This window comes from Streptomyces cinerochromogenes, from assembly GCF_014648635.1.
Taxonomy (GTDB): domain Bacteria; phylum Actinomycetota; class Actinomycetes; order Streptomycetales; family Streptomycetaceae; genus Streptomyces; species Streptomyces cinerochromogenes.
Map to the genome: position 1 here is coordinate 121,547 of NZ_BMRM01000002.1, position 20,956 is coordinate 142,502.

The 20,956-nt window shown below is 72.1% G+C and carries 16 protein-coding genes and 1 tRNA gene; 12 read left to right on the plus strand and 5 right to left on the minus strand.

Annotated elements, in window-relative coordinates; translation table 11 throughout:
- The first annotated feature begins 264 nt into the window (after nt 1-264).
- The 3 genes from IEZ20_RS04295 (at nt 265) to IEZ20_RS04305 (ending at nt 4,188) form a co-directional block, all read left to right on the plus strand.
- Nucleotides 265-1,761 (plus strand): MFS transporter, encoded by a 1,497-nt coding sequence (locus IEZ20_RS04295; RefSeq protein ID WP_189294749.1) that lies wholly within the window; start codon nt 265-267, stop codon nt 1,759-1,761.
- A 391-nt stretch (nt 1,762-2,152) separates the two neighbouring features.
- A complete protein-coding gene (locus tag IEZ20_RS04300; protein ID WP_189294750.1) occupies nt 2,153-2,557 on the plus strand; it encodes a DUF485 domain-containing protein in 405 nt (134 codons plus the stop codon).
- Entirely contained in the window at nt 2,554-4,188 is a 1,635-nt protein-coding gene (locus IEZ20_RS04305; protein WP_189294751.1) for a sodium/solute symporter, read from the plus strand. The genes IEZ20_RS04300 and IEZ20_RS04305 overlap by 4 nt, the downstream gene beginning before the upstream one ends.
- A 59-nt stretch (nt 4,189-4,247) precedes the next feature.
- Here the strand turns inward: IEZ20_RS04305 and IEZ20_RS04310 are convergent, their stop codons facing one another.
- From IEZ20_RS04310 to IEZ20_RS04320, 3 genes are all read right to left on the minus strand, one after another.
- Nucleotides 4,248-5,135, minus strand: a complete 888-nt coding sequence (locus IEZ20_RS04310; protein WP_229895868.1) for a coiled-coil domain-containing protein — start codon at nt 5,133-5,135, stop codon at nt 4,248-4,250.
- Between the two features lie 203 nt (nt 5,136-5,338).
- Nucleotides 5,339-8,362: an SUKH-4 family immunity protein gene (locus tag IEZ20_RS04315; RefSeq protein ID WP_189294752.1), complete on the minus strand. Its 3,024-nt coding sequence runs from the start codon at nt 8,360-8,362 to the stop codon at nt 5,339-5,341.
- A 7-nt stretch (nt 8,363-8,369) separates the two neighbouring features.
- A complete protein-coding gene (locus IEZ20_RS04320; protein ID WP_189294753.1) occupies nt 8,370-9,410 on the minus strand; it encodes an SMI1/KNR4 family protein in 1,041 nt (346 codons plus the stop codon).
- Nucleotides 9,411-9,672: 262 nt separating this feature from the next.
- Here IEZ20_RS04320 and IEZ20_RS04325 point away from each other — a divergent pair, with 262 nt between their 5' ends.
- Nucleotides 9,673-10,188, plus strand: coding sequence for a YwqJ-related putative deaminase (locus IEZ20_RS04325; protein WP_189294754.1), 516 nt, complete (start codon nt 9,673-9,675; stop codon nt 10,186-10,188).
- Nucleotides 10,189-10,234: 46 nt separating this feature from the next.
- A complete protein-coding gene (locus IEZ20_RS04330; RefSeq protein ID WP_189294755.1) occupies nt 10,235-10,726 on the plus strand; it encodes an SUKH-3 domain-containing protein in 492 nt (163 codons plus the stop codon).
- A gap of 15 nt (nt 10,727-10,741) precedes the next feature.
- Here IEZ20_RS04330 and IEZ20_RS04335 read toward each other — a convergent pair whose 3' ends face one another.
- The gene (locus IEZ20_RS04335; RefSeq protein WP_189294756.1) at nt 10,742-12,067 is read right to left on the minus strand and encodes a sensor histidine kinase; all 1,326 of its coding nucleotides are present in this window, start codon (nt 12,065-12,067) and stop codon (nt 10,742-10,744) included.
- Nucleotides 12,068-12,233: 166 nt separating this feature from the next.
- On the opposite strand from IEZ20_RS04335, the gene IEZ20_RS04340 reads away from it, so the two are divergent.
- From IEZ20_RS04340 to IEZ20_RS04370, 7 genes are all read left to right on the plus strand, one after another.
- Nucleotides 12,234-13,094 (plus strand): terminase gpP N-terminus-related DNA-binding protein, encoded by an 861-nt coding sequence (locus tag IEZ20_RS04340; RefSeq protein WP_189294757.1) that lies wholly within the window; start codon nt 12,234-12,236, stop codon nt 13,092-13,094.
- Nucleotides 13,095-13,108: 14 nt separating this feature from the next.
- Nucleotides 13,109-13,184 (plus strand) — tRNA-Gln (locus IEZ20_RS04345).
- 125 nt (nt 13,185-13,309) lie between these two features.
- Nucleotides 13,310-14,758, plus strand: coding sequence for a bifunctional UDP-N-acetylglucosamine diphosphorylase/glucosamine-1-phosphate N-acetyltransferase GlmU (glmU, locus tag IEZ20_RS04350; protein WP_189294758.1), 1,449 nt, complete (start codon nt 13,310-13,312; stop codon nt 14,756-14,758).
- Between the two features lie 153 nt (nt 14,759-14,911).
- Nucleotides 14,912-15,892 (plus strand): ribose-phosphate diphosphokinase, encoded by a 981-nt coding sequence (locus IEZ20_RS04355; RefSeq protein ID WP_189294759.1) that lies wholly within the window; start codon nt 14,912-14,914, stop codon nt 15,890-15,892.
- A gap of 197 nt (nt 15,893-16,089) precedes the next feature.
- Nucleotides 16,090-16,680 carry a 50S ribosomal protein L25/general stress protein Ctc gene (locus IEZ20_RS04360; protein ID WP_189294760.1) on the plus strand — a complete coding sequence of 197 codons (591 nt, stop codon included), beginning with the start codon at nt 16,090-16,092 and terminating at the stop codon, nt 16,678-16,680.
- A 172-nt stretch (nt 16,681-16,852) separates the two neighbouring features.
- Nucleotides 16,853-17,455 carry an aminoacyl-tRNA hydrolase gene (gene pth / locus IEZ20_RS04365; protein ID WP_189294761.1) on the plus strand — a complete coding sequence of 201 codons (603 nt, stop codon included), beginning with the start codon at nt 16,853-16,855 and terminating at the stop codon, nt 17,453-17,455.
- 51 nt (nt 17,456-17,506) lie between these two features.
- Nucleotides 17,507-18,013 carry a hypothetical protein gene (locus tag IEZ20_RS04370; protein ID WP_189294762.1) on the plus strand — a complete coding sequence of 169 codons (507 nt, stop codon included), beginning with the start codon at nt 17,507-17,509 and terminating at the stop codon, nt 18,011-18,013.
- Between the two features lie 83 nt (nt 18,014-18,096).
- Here the strand turns inward: IEZ20_RS04370 and ppc are convergent, their stop codons facing one another.
- On the minus strand, nt 18,097-20,829 hold the full coding sequence (ppc, locus tag IEZ20_RS04375) for a phosphoenolpyruvate carboxylase (protein WP_189294763.1): 2,733 nt from the start codon (nt 20,827-20,829) through the stop codon (nt 18,097-18,099).
- Between the last annotated feature and the right edge of the window lie 127 nt (nt 20,830-20,956).

The following is a 20,956-nucleotide window of genomic DNA, read 5'->3' on the forward strand; positions in this document are numbered from 1 at the left end:
CGGCCGGTCTCGTCCTCCGCCGGGACGAGCCCTCCCCGAGCCGTTGTACGGAGGAACCCCTAAGGGCGCTCCACCGCCGGGTGGAGCCGGATCCGGGGCCGTCTCCACCCTCCGGTGCGGAAAGCCTCCACCCTTCCGTCGCGTCAGGGTCAAGTCCGCCGCCCGGGGGAGGCTGTCGTCCCGGACAGTGGGAAGCTGTCGTCCCGGACATAGGTGCAGGGGGCATCTGGGTAGCTTCCGGCGGGAAGCACGGGAGGGGTTGCGGTGGGGAGCACGACACCGGCGATACGCGGCGGGACCGAACGGCGGCAGGACACCCGGCGGCGGGGTGCGGTGGTCGCCGCGCTCATGCTGGCGATGGCACTGGCGGCCCTCGACTCCACCGTGGTCTCCACGGCCGTACCGCAGATCGTCGGCGACCTCGGCGGGTTCTCCGTCTTCTCGTGGCTGTTCTCCGGCTATCTGCTCGCCGTCACCGTCACCCTCCCCGTCTACGGCAAGCTGTCCGACACCTTCGGCCGCAAGCCGGTGCTGGTGGTGGGCGCGGCCGTGTTCCTGCTCGGCTCGCTGCTGTGCGCCGTCGCCTGGAACATGGGGGCGCTGATCGCCTTCCGGATCGTGCAGGGCCTGGGCGGCGGGGCGTTGCAGGGCACGGTGCAGACGCTGGCCGCCGACCTGTACCCGCTCGCCGAGCGCCCGAAGATCCAGTCCAAGCTGTCCACCGTGTGGGCGGTCTCCGCGGTGGCCGGCCCCGGGCTCGGCGGCGTGCTCGCCGCGTACGCCGACTGGCGCTGGATCTTCCTGATCAACCTGCCGATCGGCGCCGCCGCGCTGTGGCTGATCGTCCGGCACCTGCACGAGCCCGAGCGGGAGAAGGCCCGCCACGCGCGCGTGGACTGGGCCGGCGCGCTCGCGGTGTTCGCGTGCGGCGGGGTGCTGCTGACCGCGCTGGTGCAGGGCGGGGTCGCCTGGCCGTGGCTGTCGGCGCCCTCGCTGGCCCTCTTCGGTACGGGACTGGCCCTGGCCGCCGTGGTGGTGTGGGTGGAGCGCCGGGCCGCGGAGCCGATCATCCCGGGCTGGGTGTGGCGGCGCCGGACGATCGCGGCCGTCAATCTGGCGCTCGGCGCGCTGGGCTTGCTGATGGTGGCGCCGAGCGTGTTCCTGCCGACGTACGCGCAGTCGGTGCTCGGACTGGCGCCGGTGGCCGCCGGGTTCGTGCTGTCGGTGTGGACGCTCAGCTGGCCGGTGTCGGCCGCGTTCAGCCAGCACGTCTACCGGCGGATCGGCTTCCGGGACACCGCGCTGCTCGGCATCGGCCTGGCGGCGCTGGTCCTGTGCGCGTTCCCGTTCCTGCCGTACCCCGGGTCGTGGTGGCAGCCGATGCTGCTGATGCTGCTGCTGGGCGGCGCGCTGGGCCTGTTCCAGCTGCCGCTGATCATCGGCGTGCAGTCGACCGTGGGCTGGTCGGAACGGGGCACCACCACCGCCTCGGTGCTGTTCTGCCGGCAGACCGGCCAGACCCTCGGCGCCTCCCTGTTCGGCGCCGTCGCCAACGGGGTGCTGGCCGCGCGGCTCGGCGGGGCCGGCGACCTGGACTCCGTCACGCGCGCGCTGGACGCCGGTACGGCCCCGGAGGCGACCCGGCGGGCCATCGCGGAGGCGGTGCACGCGGTCTACCTCGGAGCGGCGGCCGCGGCGGCCCTGGCGTTCGTCGTCCTGCTGCTGGTGGCGCCCCGGCGGTTCCCGGTGCTCCAGGACTGAACCCGCCCGGGTCACCCGGAGGACGCCCTGGGGTTAACCCGGGTAACACCCAAGGTGGAACCCGTTTTCGCGGGGAAAGCGCATACCGACCGGCCAGTTTGGTGAAAACGCCGCGCGGGCCGTACCTCGCGAGTAGCGTGCGTGGCTCAGTTCCCCCACCTCCCTGCGGTCCGCCGCCACGGACCCGAGCCACGCAAGGAGCCCCGGGATGTCCTACGACACGCCGCACCCGTCGTACCCGCCGCACGCCGCACCACCGTCGTCCCCCTCGCACCCGCCGCACGACACCCAGGCACCGTCCCCCTCGTACCCGCCGCACCGGTCTCACGCCGCGCAACCGTCATCGGCGTCATCGGCATGGCCGGCGTCGTCGGCATCACCGGCGCCATGGGTGTCATCGGCGTCGTCCCCGTCGTACCCGACCTACCCCTGGCAGCCGCCGGCGCCGCCCGAACCCGGCCCTCCGGCCCGCCGGCCGGCCCGCGAACCCCTCGGCCACCACAGCGACCTGCGGGTGCTGCGCGGCGCCTACCGCTGGCAGCGGCGCACCGCCACGCTCACCGCGCTCGGCTACTTCACGCTGTTCCTGATCCTGTCCGCCTGCGCCCCCGCCGTCATGACGAGCACCGTCGCCGACGGCATCCCCGCCGGCCTGCTCCTCGCCCTCCTCCAACTCCCCGTCACCTGGCTCGCGATCGTCCTGTACGAGCACACCGCGCGCCGGCGCGTCGACCCGCTCGCCGACCGGATCCGCCGCCAGGCCGAACTGGACGCCCGACGGGGAGCGGTGCGATGACCGGCGCCGCCGCCCCGGGGTTCACCGGCTTCAGCGACTCCGCGCAGACCATGTCCCTGGTCGCCTTCTCCACCGCCGCCACCGTCACCCTGCTGCTGTGCGTGATGACCGGCCCCGACCGGGACGACCTGGACGAGTTCTACACCGGCTACGGCTCCCTGTCCCCGCTGCGCAACGGCCTCGCCATCGCCGGCGACTACATCTCCGCCGCCACCGTCCTCGGCACCGGCGGGGTGATCGCGCTGTGCGGCTACGACGGTGTGGTCCTCGCCCTCAGCACGGCGCTGTCGCTGATGCTGCTGATGTTCCTGCTGGCCGAACCGCTGCGCAACGCCGGCCGGTTCACCATGGGCGATGCGCTCGCCCGCCGGCTGCCGGGCCGCTGCGTCCGCGTCACGGTGTGCGCGGTGACCATCGCCGCACTGCTGCCGCTGATGCTGGTCCAGCTCGCCGGAACCGGTCAGCTGATGGCCTTCATCCTCGGCTTCACGGGCGAGTCCCTGAAGACCGGGTGCGTCGTCGGACTGGGCATCCTCATGATCGCCTACGCCGCGATCGGCGGCATGAAGGGCACCGCGCTCATCCAGATCGTGAAGATCGTGATGCTGATCGGCTCGGGCGTCATGGTCGCCCTCCTGGTCCTGCGCCGCTTCGACTGGGACCCGGGCGCCCTGTTCACCGCCGCCGCCCGGCAGAGCGGCGCCGGACCCGCCTTCCTGCACTCCGGGCTCGAGTTCGGCACCACACCCGCCGGCCGCGTCGACATGATCGCCTCGGAGCTGACCGTCGTTCTCGGCGGCGCCTGCCTGCCGCACATCACCATGCGCATGTACACCGCCTCCAGCGCCCGCCAGGTGCGCCGTTCGATGTCCTGGGCGGTGTCGCTGGTCGCCCTGTTCGTCCTCGTCATCACCGTGGTGGGGTTCGGTGCGACGGCCCTGCTCGGGCGCGGGGCGGTCTCGGCGGCCGACCCGCAGGGCAACACGGCCTACCTGCTGGGCTCGCGCGCGGTGTTCGGCACCGGGGTGACGACGGCGGAGACCTTCCTGTTCACCCTGGTCACCACCGCGATCTTCCTGACCCTGCTCGCCTCGGTGGCCGGGATGATCCTCGCCTGCGCCAACTCCCTCGCGCACGACGTGTTCGCGGCCCGGGTGCGGGAGATGCCGGCCCGCCGCGAGATGACCCTGGCCCGCGTCTCGGCGCTCGCCACAGGGGCGCCGACGATCCTGCTGGCCACCCTGGTCCAGCACCACAGCCTGCAGCCCCTGGTCACCCTCTCCTTCTGCCTCGGCGCCTCGGCCCTCGCCCCCGCCCTGGTCTACGGCCTCTTCTGGCGCCGCTACACCCGCAGCGGACTCCTGGCCACACTGATCGGGGGCTCGCTGACCGTGCTGCTGCTCATGCCGGGCACCAAGCTCGTCTCCGGCTCGCCCGTGTCGGCGTTCCCGCACGCCGACTTCAACTGGTTCCCGTTCACCACCACCGGGATCGTCTCCATCCCGGCCGGCTTCCTCTTCGGCTGGCTCGGCACGGTGCTCTCGGGCCGCGCGAAGGCGGAACAGCAACGGCACCAGTACGAGGCGGTGGAGGGGTGGATCCTGGCGGGGGCGGTACGGAAAGGGAGGTGACGGTGGGGCCCGGCGGGGCGGCGGTACGGAAGGAGAAACGACGCCGGGGCCGGCCCGCGCTACTCCAGGGCCGCCCGGCCGGTCAGGGTGATGAGGCTGTCGCGCACGGAATCCATGTGCGCCTGCATGTCGTCCCAGACCTCGCCGTGCTCACGCAGCACCCGCTCCGTCTCCCGGGCGATGCGCTCCTCGTGCAGGCGCGCGTCGGCGACGATCTCGGCGGCACGCGCGCGTGCCTCCTCCTGGGAGCGGCGCGCGGACGCCTCGGCCTCCGCGAGGGCCTGTTCCGCCTCGGCCAGGTCGGCCTCGGCCCGCCTGATCCGTTCGCCGTACCGGGCGTCCAGCGCGGCCGTCCGCTCGGCGTCCGCGCGTTCGGCCTCGGCCCACTGCTCGGCGTGCTCCCGGGCCTGTTCGGCGAGCACGCCGCTGGCGCGTTCCCGCGCCTCCCGCAGCACCGCGAGTGTCTCGGCACGCCCGGCCTTCACCTCGCGCCGGGCGCCGACACGGATGGCGTCGGCCTCGGCCTGCGCCGCCAGGAGCATCCTGCGGGCGTGTTCGTCGGCCTCCGCGCAGAGCGCGTCCGCGGCCGCTTGCGTCTCCCGGCGCAGCCGCCCGGCCCGCACCTCGGCCCGCTCGACCTCCTCCTGACCCTCGCGCCGGGTACGTTCCGGCAGGTCCGCCGCCTCCTCCAGCGCCAGCCGGTACAGGCGCCGCGCGCGGTCCCCGAGCGTCTCGTACGTCTGCGGCGCGAGCTGGGCGACGTCCTCGCGCAACAGCGCCAGCTCCGCCTCCATGTCCTTGGCGAGCACGGTCAGCCGGGCGGCGCGCTCCCAGGCGGCATCCCGGTCGTCGGACAGCGCCTCCAGAAACGCCTCGACCTGGTCGGGGCGGTAGCCGCGCCCTCGGACGGTCACGAAGTCGTGCGTCGGCATCGATGCGCTGCTCACCCTGGGGACCCCTCTCCATCGGGCCAAACGAAGGACATACACGACATAATGATTTCGCGCATATCTTGATGGATCGGACGTGGGCGGTCATAACGCGACACTCCGCAGGAACGTCACGGCCTCCCCGGAAACACGTCGGGCCCTTCACGCACACGCGTGAAGGGCCCGAGCGCGCTCCAGCGAGCGCGCCGCGGCGGACAGGACTACAGCAGCCCGTCCCACATCTGCTCCAGCAGCACCGACCACCAGCTCTCCGGCGAACCGAGCGCCGCCGGGTCGAGGGCGGCCAGCTGCGCCTGGAAGTCGACGGTCCAGCGGCCCGCCTGCTCCTGGTTCAGCCCGTACCGCAGGCGCCACATCCGGCCCAGCAGCGCCAGGCACCGCGCGAACTCCGGCAGGCCGGTGTTCACGAACTGCGGCGGCACCGGCGCACCGCCGGGCCCCGCCTCCACCGGAACGGCCACGATGTTCGCCGTCCCGTACTGCACACAGATCGCCTTGCCGAAGTCCGTGCCCATGACGAGGTACGACCCCGCGTCCGCCGCAGGCTGCACCCCGCGCTCCGCCGCCAGCTCCGCCAGCGTCGGCACCGGGCGGCCCGGCTGCGCCTGCGCCCAGAAGAACGGGCCCATGTCCAGCGGCAGCCCCGCCACGACCAGGGTGTGCGCCACGACCGGCGGCACCCCCTGCCGGGACACCGCCTGCTGGTCGAACCGGAAGATCCCCGGCCCGAACGCCGCGGCCAGCTCGTGCGCGATGCCCTCCGGCGGGACCGGCGGCGCCGCCTGCACCGGCGGCAGCGGCGCCCGCACCGGCGCCGGCCGCGCGGGACCGTCCGCCACCTGGTGCAGCTCACCCTGGTGCGCCAGCAACTGCTGCATGCCCTGCTGCCGGCTCGCGTGGTCCGTGCCGTACGGCGCGATGCTCGTGATCCGCGCCTGCGGCCACTGCTCGCGGATCATCCGCGCGCAGTAGGCACCCGGCAACGCGCACGACTCCAGCTCCGTGTGCAGCTCCAGCACCTGGTCCGGCGGCACGTTCATGGCCCGCAGCTCGTGGAAGATCTGCCACTCCGGGTGCGGCGTGCCCGGCGCCGAACGCCGGATCAGCTGCTGCTCGGAGCCGTCCTGCGCGCGGTAGCGCAACACGGCCTGGTAACCGGGCCCGACCGTCGGCTGCCCCTGCTGCGGATACCCGTACGCCGGTCCCTGCCCGGGCACCGGCCCACCTGCCGGCGGCGGCATCGCACCGGGCGGCATCGGGGCCGGGATGCCGGGGGCACCGGGAGCACCGGGCGCCCCCGGGGGCATACCAGGGGCGCCCGGCATCCCGAGCGCGCCGGGCGCGGGCGGTGGCGGGGGCGGGGGCGCGCCGGGACCGCCGACCGGCGGAGCGGCCAGCACGGTCTCGGCGTGGTGAACGGCACCGCGGCCTCCGCCGGGGGCGGCGGGGGGCTGCGGCGCGCCGGGGGCACCGGGGGCGCCGGGGGCACCGGGCGGGGCCGGGGGCTGCGGTGCGCCCGGGACCGGGGGCATGCCCGGGGCCGCGGGAGCGCCGGGCGGAGTCGGCATACCAGGGGCGCCCGGCGCACCAGGCGCACCCGGAACCTGCGGCGCACCCGGTGCCTGCGGTCCGCCCAGCTGGCTCGGGTCGGCCAGCACCGTGGCCGCGTGGTGGACGTTGCCCGGAGGCGCGGCAGGCGGCTGAGGGGCGCCCGGAGCACCCGGCGCGCCCGGCGCCTGCGCTCCCTCCGCGCTCCCCGGACCGGCCGGCGCACCCGCACCGCCCGGCCCCTCGGACCCCTCAGGCCCGAGCGCCGACATGAGCTGCGTCGGCACGTACCCGCCCGCGGGCGCACCCGGCGCGGGCGGCGGCGTCGCACTCCCCGGACGCGCACCCGGCGCACCCGGCGCCCCCGGCGGAGGAGGCGGCGCACCCACCCCACCGCGCGCCTTCTTCGGCGGCGGCGCCGCCTTGCTCGTCGCGGCGTCCGCGATGTCCCCGGCGTTCGGCGCGAGCCGACGCCCGGGCGCACCCGGACCCGCGGCAGGCGGCGGCACGTCCGGCACACCGCCAGGCCCCTGCGGATAGCCGTACGACGGTGCACCCGGCGGAGGCGGCGGCACGCTGCCCTGCGGAGCACCGTGCGGCGGAGGGTACGGCGACGCACTGCCCTGCGCGGCACCGTGCGGCGGAGGGTACGGCGGCACGCCCTGCGCAGGGGTGCCCGGCGCCACCGGCGCCTGCGGATAGCCGTACGGGGGCGTACCCGGCACCGGCGGGGGCGTGCCGCCCTGGCCGGCACCCTGCTCGCCCGGCAGGTCGAGCGCCGGCACGACCGCCGTCGGGGGCAGTTGGCTGCCGCCCGACATCAACGCCGTCGGCGCGTCCGGCGCCACCGCCGGCGGACGCGGCGCCGCGTCGTCCACGTCGCTCAGCGGCGGCGCGAACACCGTCGCGGGCAGAGGCACGGAACGGTCCTCGTCGCCGCCGTCCGCGTTCGTGTCCGTACCGGCCCAGGGCGTCGCCCCCGCGGGCACGTCCGCCGGAGCGGCCACCGCACCCGACGGACCGGCCTGCGTCTGCGCGATCCCGCCTCCACCGGAAGCGGGGGAAGCCGCACCGGGACCCGGCCCCCCGTCAGAAGCCGAAGCCGCGGCACTCGACGCCGTCCCCGAATCCGAAGCCGCCGCACCCGGACCCGGAGCCGCCGGGGCCACCGCCCCCGAAGCACCCGGAACCGGAGCCGTCGTACCCGAGGCACCCGCCCCCGAAGCCGCAGCCGCAGCGCCCGGAGCCGAGGCCCCCGCACCCGAGTCCGCCCCCGCGCTCCCCGGCCGCCGCTCCCCGACCCCCAGCTTGTCCGCCGCCTCCTGCAACCACTCCGGCGGAGTCAGCAGGAACGACGTCTGGTTCAGGTCCACGCGAGCCGCCGCCGGCGCCGGAACCGCCTCCTGCGGCTCCTCCGCACGGCCGTACTCCTCCTCGTACCGGCGGATCACCTCACCCACCGGCAGCGCGGGCCACAGCGTCGCCTCCCCGCTGTCCCGGGCGATGACCAGCCGCTGACCACCCGCGTCCGAACGCGGCCCCTCAGCCCGGTCCTCCCCCCACACCACGAACCCCAGCTCGAACTCCCGCACCCGCACCTCACGATGCTGGTACACGGGCACATCGCCGTTGATCCACTCCTCGGCGCGCTCCTGCGCCTGCGCGTACGTCACCATCGCCAGCTCACTCCCCCACCGAACCGGAAGACGCCGAACCGGAAGACACCGGGACGACCCGCGCGAAACCACCGTCCACCATCAGACGCGCCACCGTGTCCAACTCCGGCGGACTACCGGCCAGCCGCGACAGGAACACATCGAAGTCGTCACCGCACGGCAGCAGCAGACGCTCCACCCGCTCCGCCGGCGACCACGACGGATCCACGTCCCGCACATCGTCGTACGCGCAGAACCACACCGAACCCAACCGCTCGCCCTTCACCTTCACCGCGAGCAGCCCACCCTGCACGAAGGCAACCCCCAGGTAATCCTTCGTCAGATGGTCACGCAGACACTTGTTCACATACACCAGGTCGTTGACCGCGGCCTCGTCCCGCACCGTGAAGAACGGCTGGTCCACCAGCAGACCCAGCCCGGCGTCCAACGCCGTACCCACCGGCGCACACCCACCCGCCGCCTTCAGGAACGAACGGTACGCACCCGGCAACCGGTACCCCAGGTCCTCCTCGACCCCCTGCACCTGCGCCTCCGACACCGCCACACCCGACTTCGGCAGCCCGAAATGCGCCGGCCGCGACTCCTGCAACGGCCGCGTCCCCCGCTTGCCATGGTCCACCGGAGCCGTCGCCACACCACCGTGATGCCGCAGCAACGCCTTCACCTCGACCGGAACCAACTCCAGCCGCCGCGTACCCACCACGTGATGCCACGTCCAGCCGTGCGGCGTCGCCACATCCGGCACCGTGTCCCACAACTCGTGCCCCGCCGACGCCAACGCCGCGTTCGCCGACACGTAGTCCGTCAGCCGCAACTCGTCGACACCGAAACCCTCCGGCGGCTCCGCGATCTCCACCGCCACACGCGCGTACGGCGAGAAATCCGGATAACCCCGCTCATCGACCCGTACCCCTCTCGGGTGACGTGCCGCCCGGACCGGATCCGGAAAGTGCACGACCTGCCCGGCATAGGCCGCGTTAGGCGGCGCGGCCTCTCCCCCAGCGTGGCCGCTGGGCGGTGCCCCCAGCCCGAGCCGACCTGTCGTCATGGCGGTTGCCCCCTGCGGCGTTGTCCTGGGCCTGAACGGCGGTGTCGATCGCGGATGGCGACAGCCTATGCGGTACACGCACCCCGGTCACCGGCCCACCACCACCCCGCCCGCTCCCCACCACCACCCCCGTGACCAGCCGTCACCCCACCGTCACAGCACGCCCCGAACGGGCGTGTCGCACCGCCCCAGCTTCCGCACCAGCCACGGCATTTGGCACCCTGTGTCCGTCGGGGGGACGCCCGGGGAGGGAAGAACGATCATGAACGCCTTGCAGACCGGAGGTACCGACGTGCGGGCCGGCGACCCTCGCATCAACTGGAGCGGCACCGACACACCCCCCACCCCCGCCCTCCGCCACCGCCGCGACGGCATCCTGCCCACCATCGCCGCCGCCCTCTCCGTCCGCGGCGCCACCCTCACCGGCACCGCCGCCCGCAGCGACCAGCCCCCCGCCCTGCACCCCCTCGTCCAGGACTTCCTCGACACCCTCACCAGCGCCCAACGCGACCGCTTCACCGGCCGCTGCGCCGAGACCATCCTCATCTCCCGGCACATCGCCACCGCCGACGCCGCCCGCAGCAAACGCGCCGCCCGCAGACCCATGACCAACGGCGAAGCCCGCAGAGCCCTCAAACACGCCAAACTCACCGCCCGCCGCATACGCGAGGACGGCGACCCCCTCCACGGCAGCTTCGCCACCCCCTGCCGCGCCTGCACCGCCCTCAGCGCCCACTTCGGCGTCCGCATCGTCGACCCCACCGCACCCGACGCCTGACCCCCCACCCCCGTACCACCCCGCCGGCACGACGATCGAAGGGCAGATGCACCCCGACCGCACCACCACCCGCTTCCCCGTACCCGTCGACGCCGCCCTGCGCGCCGCCGGCTGGCAACCCGGACGCTGGGACATAAAACAGGCGGAGATCTGGGCCGACACCCTCCGCGCCCACACCTCACCCGCCGGACACCGGCACACCGTCTTCCCCGCCGCCGTCGAAGCCTGGGCCGAATTCGGCGGCCTCACCATCACCCCCGGCGGACCCGGCCGGCAGATCGCCCCCGCCACCCTCCACCTCGACCCCCTGCACGGCCTCCACCTCGCCCGCACCCTCGGCGACCTCGGCCGCGCCCTCGGCACCGAACTCTGCCCCCTCGGCGAGGAGACCGACACCGCCGCCCTCCTCGCCCTCGACGCCGAAGGCCGCGCCTACACCATCGACCACACCGGCGACTGGTACCTCGGCCCCGACATCGACCACGCCCTCGCCGCCCTGATCACCGGCATCCCCCCCGTACGCCTCACCGCGGGCTGACCCCCACCAGGACAGCTACGCCGCCGGAATCACCGCCGACACCCGGAAACCCCCCGCCTCCGTCGGCCCCGACACGAACACACCACCCAGCGCCACCACCCGCTCACGCATCCCCACCAGACCGTTCCCACCCGACGGCAACCCCGCCGCCGACGCCGACGCAGGCTCCGGCGGCGGCTCGTTCTCCACCTGCATCGCGATCTCCGACACCCGATGCGCGAGCCGCACATGCGTCTTCGCCCCCGCCGCATGCTTGTGCACGTTCGTCAACGCCTCCTGCACCACCCGGTACGCCGTCTGCTCCACCTCCGCCGCGTACGACCGCACCTCCCCCTCCACCGACAGATCCACCACCATCCCCGCGGCAGCCGACTGCCCGATCAACTCCTCCAGCTCCGACAGACACGGCCCCTCCACCGCACCCGCCTCCTCCGCAGCCCGAGACGCCGCCTCCGCCGCCGCAGCAGCAGCCGCCTCCCCGACCGCCGCCAACGGCACCCCCACAGCACGCCGGCCCGCACCCTCACCCGCCCGCAGCACCCCGAGCATCTCCCGCAACTCGGTCAACGCCTGCCGCCCCATGTCCCCCACCAGAGCCGCGTTCCGCACCGCCTTCTCGGGATCCTTCCGCGCCACCGCCTGCAACGCGGCGGCATGCACCACCATCAGACTCACCCGGTGCGCGACCACGTCATGCATCTCCCGGGCGATCCGCGTCCGCTCCTCGTTACGCGCCCACTCCGCCCGTTCCTCCGCCCGCTCCGCGAGCAACTGAAGCTCCCGCTCCAGACTGTCCGCCCGCTCCCGCAAGCTCTCCATCAACCGCCGCCGCGCCCCCACGTACAGCCCCAGCAACACCGGCGGAGCCGTCAGCCCCAACGCCGTCGTCACCGCCGCGAACGGCACGAACCAGTCACCCAGCGTCAGATCCCCACGCGCCATGTCCTGCCGGACCCGCACGAACGTCACCACCGCCGTCCCCAGCAGCGACATCCCCGCCAGCGCACCGATGATCCGCCGCGGCACCTCCGCCGCCGCCAGCGTGTACAGACCGACCACGCCCATCAGGAAACCCATCTCCGCGGGCGTGACCGCGATCGACACCAGCACCACCGCGACCGGCCACTTCCGGCGCACCAGCAGCACCGAACCGGCCACCAGACCGAACACGATCCCCACCGAGGCCGGGATCCCCGCCTCCCGCGCGAACGGAACCCCCTCCGCCGCACACTCCACGGCCGACACCAGCGCGAGCGCCCCGTCCAACACCGCACTACGCCGCCTAGGCCACCACCAAGGGCCGGTCAGCGCCCTGGCGTGGTCTTCCCCCGTCGTGGTCATGCCTCCAGCCTACGGGCGAGAGGTACGGCTTTTCCGGTGACTTTCGCCTACCCCCACAGACCACGCCCCGTAACCGAACGCCCTCGAAACCACCCGGTATCCCTCGAACTGGTGAACCTCCCCCGTCCACCCCCGGAACCCAACATTCCGTCCGGACGGTATGCGTATGACACATTCACCCGGCAAGTACGCCGACTTCGAGGGCCTCAGGCAGCAGGCGATCGCCCTCCGCAGAGCGGGCCACAGCCTCCGGCAGATCCGCGACGAGCTGAAGATCTTCAACAACGACATCCTCAACCAGCTGGTGAAGGGCGAACCACCACCGGAGTGGACGAAGCGCCCACGAGCGAAGGACGACCTCCGGGAGCGGGCACGGGAGCTGCGACTCCAGGGCTGGACCTACGACCAGATCGAGGCGGAGCTGGGGTGCTCCAGAAGCTCGGTCTCCCTGTGGGTACGCGACTTGCCGAAGCCGGAGCCGCGCTACACCCCGGAGGAGCAACGGGCCCTCATGCGCGAAGGCCTGGCAAGGCGGCGAGCAGCAGAGAACGAAGAGCGCAAGAAGACCAAGCTCGGAGCTCGCCGCGAGGTCGGGGAGCTGTCGGATCGCGAGCTGTTCATGGTGGGGGTCGCGCTGTACTGGGCCGAGGGGTCGAAGAGCAAGCCATACGACCGCCGAGAGCGCGCCGTCTTCGTCAACAGCGACCCGGGCGTGATCCAGACCTACCTCGCCTGGCTCGACCTGCTCGACGTGAGCCGGGAACGCCTGAACTTCCGTGTACTCATCCACGAGACTGCCGATGTCGACGCTGCGCACCGTTTCTGGGCAGAGATCGCCGATATCGACGTCTCGGTCTTCGCCAAGCCGACGCTCAAGAAGCACAACCCGAAGACCGTCCGGAAGAACACCGGCGACGACTACCACGGCTGCCTGGTCATCGGCGTATCCAGAAGTGCCGGCCTGTACAACCGCATCGAAGGCTGGTGGAGCGGGATCGTGACCCAAGCGCAGGTACGTCTCCGGTAAGGTCTGAAGCGCTGTCCCCCGTGGTGTAACTGGCAGCACACTAGATTTTGGATCTAGCAGGACAAGGTTCGAATCCTTGCGGGGGAGCCACAGCACACAAGACCTCAGTTCGGGCCCTGACTGCCAAGTCAGGGCCCGCTCTCATGTCCCCCACAAAACGCCCCCGGTATCCTGCGGCTGTCACCCCCACCCATCCAGAGCCGAAGGGCAACCCCGTGAGCGCCATCCGCCCGGCCGCCGTCGTCGTTCTCGCAGCGGGTGAGGGCACCCGTATGAAGTCGGCCACACCCAAGGTCCTGCACGAGATCTGCGGCCGTTCCCTCGTCGGCCACGTGCTGGCCGCCGCCCGAGAGTTGGACCCGCAGAACCTGGTCGTCGTGGTCGGCCACGCCCGTGAGCAGGTCACCGCGCACCTGAACCAGATCGACCCGGAGACCAGGACGGCCGTCCAGGCGGAGCAGAACGGCACCGGGCACGCCGTACGGATGGGCCTGGAGGAGCTGGGCGGGGCCGTGGACGGGACCGTCGTGGTCGTGTGCGGGGACACCCCGCTGCTGACCGCCGGCACGCTGAAGCAGCTCGCGCGGACGCACGGTGCCGACGGCAACGCGGTGACCGTGCTCACGGCCGAGGTGCCGGACGCGACCGGTTACGGCCGGATCGTGCGGGACGAGGCGACGGGTGCCGTCACCGCGATCGTGGAGCACAAGGACGCGACCGAGGTGCAGCGGGAGATCCGGGAGATCAATTCCGGGGTGTTCGCGTTCGACGGCGCGCTGCTCGCCGACGCGCTGAAGAAGGTGCGGACGGACAACAGTCAGGGTGAGGAGTACCTCACGGACGTGCTGGGGATCCTGCGGGAGGCCGGGCACCGGGTGGGGGCCTCGGTGGCCGCCGATCACCGTGAGATCGCGGGGATCAACAACCGGGTGCAGCTGGCCGAGGCGCGGCGGATCCTGAACGACCGGTTGCTGGAGCGGGCGATGCTCGACGGGGTGACCGTGGTGGATCCGGCGACGACGTGGGTCGATGTGACGGTGACCTTCGAGCGGGATGCCGTGGTGTATCCGGGGACGCAGCTGACGGGGTCGACGCACCTGGGTGAGGGTGCGGAGGTCGGGCCGAACAGCCGGCTGAAGGACACGCAGGTGGGTGCGGGGGCCCGGGTGGACAACACGGTGTCGGACGGGGCCGTGGTGGGTCCGCAGGCGTCCGTGGGGCCGTACGCGTATCTGCGGCCGGGGACGCGGCTGGGGGCCAAGGGCAAGATCGGGACGTACGTCGAGACGAAGAACGCGTCGATCGGTGAGGGTACGAAGGTGCCGCATCTGTCGTACGTGGGGGACGCGACGATCGGTGACTACTCGAACATCGGCGCGGCGAGTGTGTTCGTGAACTATGACGGGGAGCACAAGCACCACACGACCGTCGGGTCGCACTGCAAGACGGGTTCGGACAACATGTTTGTGGCTCCTGTCACGGTCGGGGACGGTGCCTACACCGCTGCCGGGTCCGTGATCACGAAGGATGTGCCGCCCGGTTCGCTGGCCGTGGCCCGTGGCCAGCAGCGGAATATCGAGGGTTGGGTGGCTCGGAAGCGTCCGGGGAGCGCGGCGGCGAAGGCGGCCGAGGCGGCGTCCCGGCGGGGTGAGAGCGAGGACTGACGGGAAACGGGTGCGCCAAACACGGCGTACCGTGATAAGTGCACATCCGCACGTGTGCACCCGCACCCTTACCAGCTGATACGGCCTCTCATGCCCAGTCGGGAGGTCGCCGAGCAGCCGGCTGGCTGAGACAACCTCTGAGGAGACAGTGCTGTGACCGGGATCAAGACGACCGGCGAGAAGAAGATGATGTTCTTCTCCGGCCGCGCCCACCCCGAGCTTGCCGAGGAGGTCGCCCAGCAGCTGGGTGTCGGGGTCGTCCCGACGAAGGCCTTCGACTTCGCGAATGGTGAGATCTACGTCCGTTACCAGGAGTCGGCTCGTGGTGCGGACTGCTTCCTGATCCAGAGCCACACGGCTCCGATCAACAAGTGGATCATGGAGCAGCTGATCATGATCGACGCGCTGAAGCGTGCGTCGGCTCGTTCCATCACGGTGATCGTGCCGTTCTACGGTTACGCGCGGCAGGACAAGAAGCACCGGGGTCGTGAACCGATTTCGGCGCGTCTGATCGCGGATCTGATGAAGACGGCGGGGGCGGACCGGATTCTGACGGTCGACCTGCACACGGATCAGATCCAGGGCTTCTTCGACGGTCCGGTGGATCACCTGTTCGCGTTGCCGCTGCTGGCGGACTACGTGGGGGCGAAGGTGGACCGGGAGAAGCTGACGGTGGTGTCGCCGGACGCGGGCCGGGTGCGGGTGGCGGACCGGTGGTGTGACCGGCTCGGTGCGCCGCTGGCGATCGTGCACAAGCGGCGTGACAAGGACGTGGCGAACCAGGTGACGGTCCACGAGGTCGTGGGCGAGGTCAAGGGTCGTGTGTGTGTCCTGGTCGACGACATGATCGACACGGGTGGCACGATCTGTGCGGCGGCGGACGCGCTGTTCGCGCATGGTGCGGAGGACGTCATCGTGACGGCGACGCACGGTGTGCTGTCGGGTCCGGCCGCCGACCGGCTGAAGAACTCGCGGGTGAGTGAGTTCGTGTTCACGAACACGCTGCCGACGCCGTCGGAGCTGGGCCGGGATCTGGACAAGATCACGGTGCTGTCGATCGCTCCGACGATCGCGAGTGCGGTGCGTGAGGTGTTCGAGGATGGTTCGGTGACCAGCCTGTTCGACGAGCAGTGAGGTTTCTGCACCTCTCTGCCGCACACCTGATGTGATCGTTTTGGGTACGGCCTCCCCCTCCGAGTAGACTGCTGCAGTTGCTCGGCGAGGGAGGCCGTACTCGTGTACGGCGGTCCGTTATCGACGCGCTCTTCGTAGCAGGCCGTTCGTGGCCGGGTGACCACGTCCGTTCCGAGAACCTACGAGGAGTGATTCCCATGTCCGAGGTGAAGCTCAGCGCCGAGACCCGCACCGAGTTCGGCAAGGGTGCGGCCCGCCGCATCCGCCGTGAGAACAAGGTGCCGGTCGTTCTGTACGGCCACGGCTCCGACCCGCTGCACCTGACCCTGCCGGGTCACGACCTGCTGCTGGCGCTGCGTACGCCGAACGTCCTGATCGCCCTGGACATCGACGGCAAGACCAGCGAGCTGGCGATCCCGAAGGCCGTGCAGCGTGACCCGCTGAAGGGCTTCCTGGAGCACGTCGACCTGCTGCTGGTCAAGCGTGGCGAGAAGGTCACGGTCGAGATCCCGGTGCACGTCGAGGGCGAGCTGGCCCCGGGTGGCAACCTGCTGGAGCACGTCCTGGACGCGCTGCCGGTGGAGACCGAGGCCACGCACATCCCCGAGTCGGTCACCGTCTCCGTCGAGGGCCTGGAGGCCGGTGCCTCCGTCCTCGCCAAGGACATCACCCTGCCGTCCGGCACCACGCTGGCCGTCGAGGAGGACGCTGTCGTCCTGCAGGTCCTGGCCGCGCAGGCCGAGGAGACCGAGGGCGAGGCCGCCGAGGAGGCGGCCGCCGAGGCCTGATCCCGGCCGGCGGTTCGGCCGCGGCTGTCGTGAGCGTCTCTTCGGGGCGCGCGGCACCGCGGGCTGTGGTCGCTCGTTCCGTCGTGCGGGACGATGGCCCACAGCGGTAGCCATAGAGCTTCAGCCGCTGCTTCCCTTGGGGGGCAGCGGCTGTTGCCTTGCATGAGGAGAGATGGACGTGACCACCCCCGCCAGTGATCCCTGGCTGATCGTCGGGCTCGGCAATCCCGGGCCGGAGTACGCCATGAACCGGCACAACGTCGGTTTCATGGTGGCGGACCTGCTCGCGGACCGGATCGGGGGGAAGTTCAAGCGGGCGGGCAAGGCGCAGGCGCAGGTGCTGGAGGGGCGGATCGGTCCGGCGGGGCCGGGCAGTCGCCGGGTGGTCCTGGCGAAGCCGATGTCGTTCATGAACCTGTCCGGCGGTCCGGTGAACGCGTTGCGGGACTTCTACAAGGTGCCGGTGGCGAATATCGTGGCGGTCCATGACGAGCTGGACATCGACTACGGGACGCTGCGGCTGAAGCTGGGCGGCGGGGACAACGGGCACAACGGTCTGAAGTCGATGACGAAGGCGATGGGGCCGGACTATCACCGGGTGCGGTGCGGGATCGGGCGGCCGCCGGGGCGGATGCAGGTGGCCGACTTCGTGCTGAAGGACTTCTCGTCGGCGGAGCGCAAGGAGCTGGACTGGTTCGTGGACCGTGCGGCGGATGCGGTGGAGTCCTTGGTGACGGAGGGGCTGGAGCGGGCGCAGAGCGCGTACAACTCCTGACTTGTCCGGGCTTGGCGCCCGCGGAGTTGACCGGTCGTAGGGGTATGGCCAATGATCCCGGCCATGCCTGCCACAGCCAGTACCGCTCGTCAGGCGTCCGTGTCCGCGTTGCGGTTCGGGCGGGTCGCGGTGATGGGCGCGCTCGCCGCGCTGATCGTGTTCGCCGGGGTGTGGGGGTCCTGGGGGACCGCCCAGCACGTGATGCTGACCAAGGGACGTGAACGGGGCACGGTTCGTGTGACGCGGTGCACGGGGGGTGTGTGCAGCGGCCCGTTCACGCCCGGGTCCGCGGGGGCGCGGCCGCGTGCGCGGGTGGAGATGGCGCAGTCCGTGGCGGTGCGGGCGGGGGCGACGTACGACGTGGTGCTGAAGCCGGGTTCCCAGGGCGCGGTGCGGTCGGGTCCGGCGGGGGTCCTGTATGCGTGGGTGCCGTTGGGCGGGGCGCTGCTGCTGGCTGCGGTGGTGGTCGCGGGCGGGATGCGGCTGGTCCGGCCGGCGTGGGTGCTGGGGCTGTCGGGGGCGGGGCTGCTGACGGCGGCGTTCGTGGCGTTGCAGTGAGGTGAAGTGCTGGTCGCCCGGGAGACGGAGGGCGCCCCCGGGGTCGTACGACCCCGGGGGCGCCTTTTCGCTGTCTGTGCGGGTCAGCCGGTGTTGCGCAGGCCGGCTGCCACGCCGTTGACGGTGAGGAGCAGGGCGCGGGAGAGCAGCGGGTCGGGGTTCACGCCGGCCGCGGCGGCCTCGCGCTGCCGCTTGAGCAGGGCGACCTGGAGGTAGGAGATCGGGTCCAGGTAGGCGTCGCGGATGGCGAAGGTCTGCTTGAGGACGGGCTGGGCGTCGAGCAGTTCCTGTTCGCCGGTGATCCGGAGGACCTCGCGGACGGTCAGCTCGTGTTCGGCCTTGATGGTGTCGAAGACGTGCTTGAGCTCGTCGGGGACGAGGGTGTCGACGTAGTGCTGGGCGATCCGCAGGTCCGTCTTGGCGAGGGTCATCTCGACGTTGGAGATGAAGTTGCGGAAGAAGTGCCACTGCTGGTGCATCTCGTCGAGGACGGTGTCCAGGCCGGCCTCGCGCAGGGCCTTGAGGCCGGAGCCGACGCCGAACCAGCCGGGGACGATCTGCCGGGACTGGGTCCAGCCGAACACCCAGGGGATGGCGCGCAGGCCGTCGAGCGAGACGCCGGAGCCGGGGCGGCGGGAGGGCCGGGAGCCCAGGTGCAGGTCGGCGAGCTGGTCCACCGGCGTCGACGCGAGGAAGTACGTCGGCAGGTCCGGGTCCTCGACGAAGCGGCGGTAGGCGGCGTGGGCGGCGTCGGAGACGACGTCCATGGCCGCGTCCCAGCGGGCGAGGGCCTCGTCGGACTGGCGGGGCGCGGTGTGCAGGGCGGAGGCCTGCAGGGTGGCCGCGACCGTGAGTTCCAGGTTCTCCCGGGCGAGGGAGGGGATGAGGTACTTGTCGGAGATGACCTCGCCCTGCTCGGTGACCTTGATCTCGCCTTCGAGGGTGCCCCAGGGCTGGGCGAGGATGGCGTCGTGGGAGGGGCCGCCGCCGCGGCCGACGGTGCCGCCGCGGCCGTGGAAGAGGCGCAGGCGGACGCCGTAGCGGTGGGCGACGTCGCGCAGCCGGCGCTGGGCGCGGTGGATCTCCCACTGGCTGGTGGTGATGCCGCCGAACTTGGAGGAGTCGGAGTAGCCGAGCATGACCTCCTGGACGTCGCCGCGCAGCGCGACCAGGCGCCGGTAGGACGGGTCGGAGAGCATGTCCTCGAGGATCGTGTCGGCGGCCTTCAGCTCGTCCGTGGTCTCCAGCAGGGGGACGATGCCGATCTTGGCCCAGCCGGCGTGCAGGTCGATGAGGCCGGCCTCGCGGGCGAGGACGGTGGCGGCGAAGACGTCGTCGGCGCCCTGGCACATCGAGATGATGTAGGACTCGATGACCTCGGGGCCGAAGACCTCCAGGGCCTTCTTGACCGTCTCGAAGACGCCGAGGGTCTTCTGTCCGGCGGCGTCGACGGGCGCCGGGGTGGGGGCGAGGGGGCGCCGGGAGCGGAGTTCCTTGGCGAGGAGCTTGGCGCGGTAGTCGCGGGGCATGTCGGCGTAGCGCCAGGACTCCTCGCCGAGCCGGTCGAAGAGCTGGCCGAGGGCGTGGTGGTGGGCGTCGGCGTGTTCGCGGACGTCCATGGTGGCGAGCTGGAGGCCGAAGGCGGCGAGGGTGCGGATGGTGCGGGCGAGGCGGCCGTCGGCGAAGAGGCCGCCGCGGTGCTCGCGCAGCGAGGTCTGGATGATCCGCAGGTCCCTGAGGAGTTCGCTGGTGCCGAGGTAGTCGCGGCCGTCCTCGTGGGGGGTGCCCTTGGCCAGGCGCTGCTTGGTGTTCTCCAGCTTCTGCCGGATGCAGGTGGCCTTGAGGCGGTAGGGCTCCTCGGCGTTGAGGCGCTTGTAGCGGGGGCTGATCTCGGGGAGCCGGTCCAGGTCGGCCTGGAGGGAGTCGAGCAGCTCCTGGGTGGCGCCGGCGTAGCGGATGGAGTTGGAGAGCAGTCCGCGCAGCTCGTCGATGGTGCTCAGGGCGTCGTTGATGCCGTGCTCGTGCTGGAGGATGAGGACGTCCCAGGTGACCTGGGGGGTGACGTTGGGGTTGCCGTCGCGGTCGCCGCCGATCCAGGTGCCGAAGGTGAGGGGGCGGGTGTCGTCGGGCAGCCGGACGCCGACGCGCTCCAGTTCCGCGGTGAGGTCCTCCAGGACGTCGCCGACGGCCTCGGCGTGCAGTTCGTCCAGGTAGTAGATCGCGTTGCGGGCCTCGTCGGCGGGTTCGGGACGTACGACGCGCAGCTCGTCGGTCTGCCAGACGAGGTCGATGTTCTCGGCGAGGCGGACGTCGTGGCGGCGGCGGTCGCTTTCGAGGACGGGGGTGTCCAGGAGCGCGGCGATGCGCCGGAGCTTGTTGAGGACGGACCGGCGGGCGGCCTCGGTGGGGTGTGCGGTGAAGACCGGGCGGACGTTGAGGTTCCGGACGGTCTGCCTCAGGTGCTCGGGGTCGGCGTCCTTGAGGCGGTCGGCGGTGCGGGAGAGCAGGCCGCCCTCGGCGGCGCGCCGGGCGCGCAGCTCCCGGCCGCGGTGCACCTGTTCGGTGATGTTGGCAAGGTGGAAGTAGGTGGAGAAAGCGCGGACCAGCTTGGCCGCGGTCTCCAGTTCGGTGCCGCGCAGCAGCTCGGCGGCGGCCTCGCCGTCCTCGCGGGTGAGGCGGCGGACCTTCTCGACCAGTTCGAGGAGTTCCGGGCCTTCCTGCCGGACGAGGGTCTCCCCGAGGAGATCACCCAGCCGGCGGATGTCGGCACGCAGCTCGCTGCTGGTCGTGGTGGTCTGGTCGTCGGCACTGCTCACAGGTGCGGCTCCTTGCAGTGTTGAAGCTCGTCTGGGAGGGAACCCGGCCGGCTGCCAGGCGGCGGGGGCGCCGCATACGGGCCGGTGCGTCCGGGGAAGGAAACTTCAGCGGACCGCGCTGTCCGAC

Excerpts from the sequence above, each read along its gene's own strand:
- IEZ20_RS04335 (WP_189294756.1), bottom strand. The coding sequence starts at position 12,067 with ATGACCACGACGGGGGAAGACCACGCCAGGGCGCTGACCGGCCCTTGG.
- IEZ20_RS04360 (WP_189294760.1), top strand. The coding sequence starts at position 16,090 with ATGTCCGAGGTGAAGCTCAGCGCCGAGACCCGCACCGAGTTCGGCAAG.
- IEZ20_RS04325 (WP_189294754.1), top strand. The coding sequence starts at position 9,673 with ATGAACGCCTTGCAGACCGGAGGTACCGACGTGCGGGCCGGCGACCCT.
- IEZ20_RS04305 (WP_189294751.1), top strand. The coding sequence starts at position 2,554 with ATGACCGGCGCCGCCGCCCCGGGGTTCACCGGCTTCAGCGACTCCGCG.
- IEZ20_RS04315 (WP_189294752.1), bottom strand. The coding sequence starts at position 8,362 with ATGGTGACGTACGCGCAGGCGCAGGAGCGCGCCGAGGAGTGGATCAAC.
- IEZ20_RS04370 (WP_189294762.1), top strand. The coding sequence starts at position 17,507 with ATGATCCCGGCCATGCCTGCCACAGCCAGTACCGCTCGTCAGGCGTCC.
- pth (WP_189294761.1), top strand. The coding sequence starts at position 16,853 with ATGGACGTGACCACCCCCGCCAGTGATCCCTGGCTGATCGTCGGGCTC.
- IEZ20_RS04320 (WP_189294753.1), bottom strand. The coding sequence starts at position 9,410 with ATGACGACAGGTCGGCTCGGGCTGGGGGCACCGCCCAGCGGCCACGCT.
- IEZ20_RS04340 (WP_189294757.1), top strand. The coding sequence starts at position 12,234 with ATGACACATTCACCCGGCAAGTACGCCGACTTCGAGGGCCTCAGGCAG.
- IEZ20_RS04330 (WP_189294755.1), top strand. The coding sequence starts at position 10,235 with ATGCACCCCGACCGCACCACCACCCGCTTCCCCGTACCCGTCGACGCC.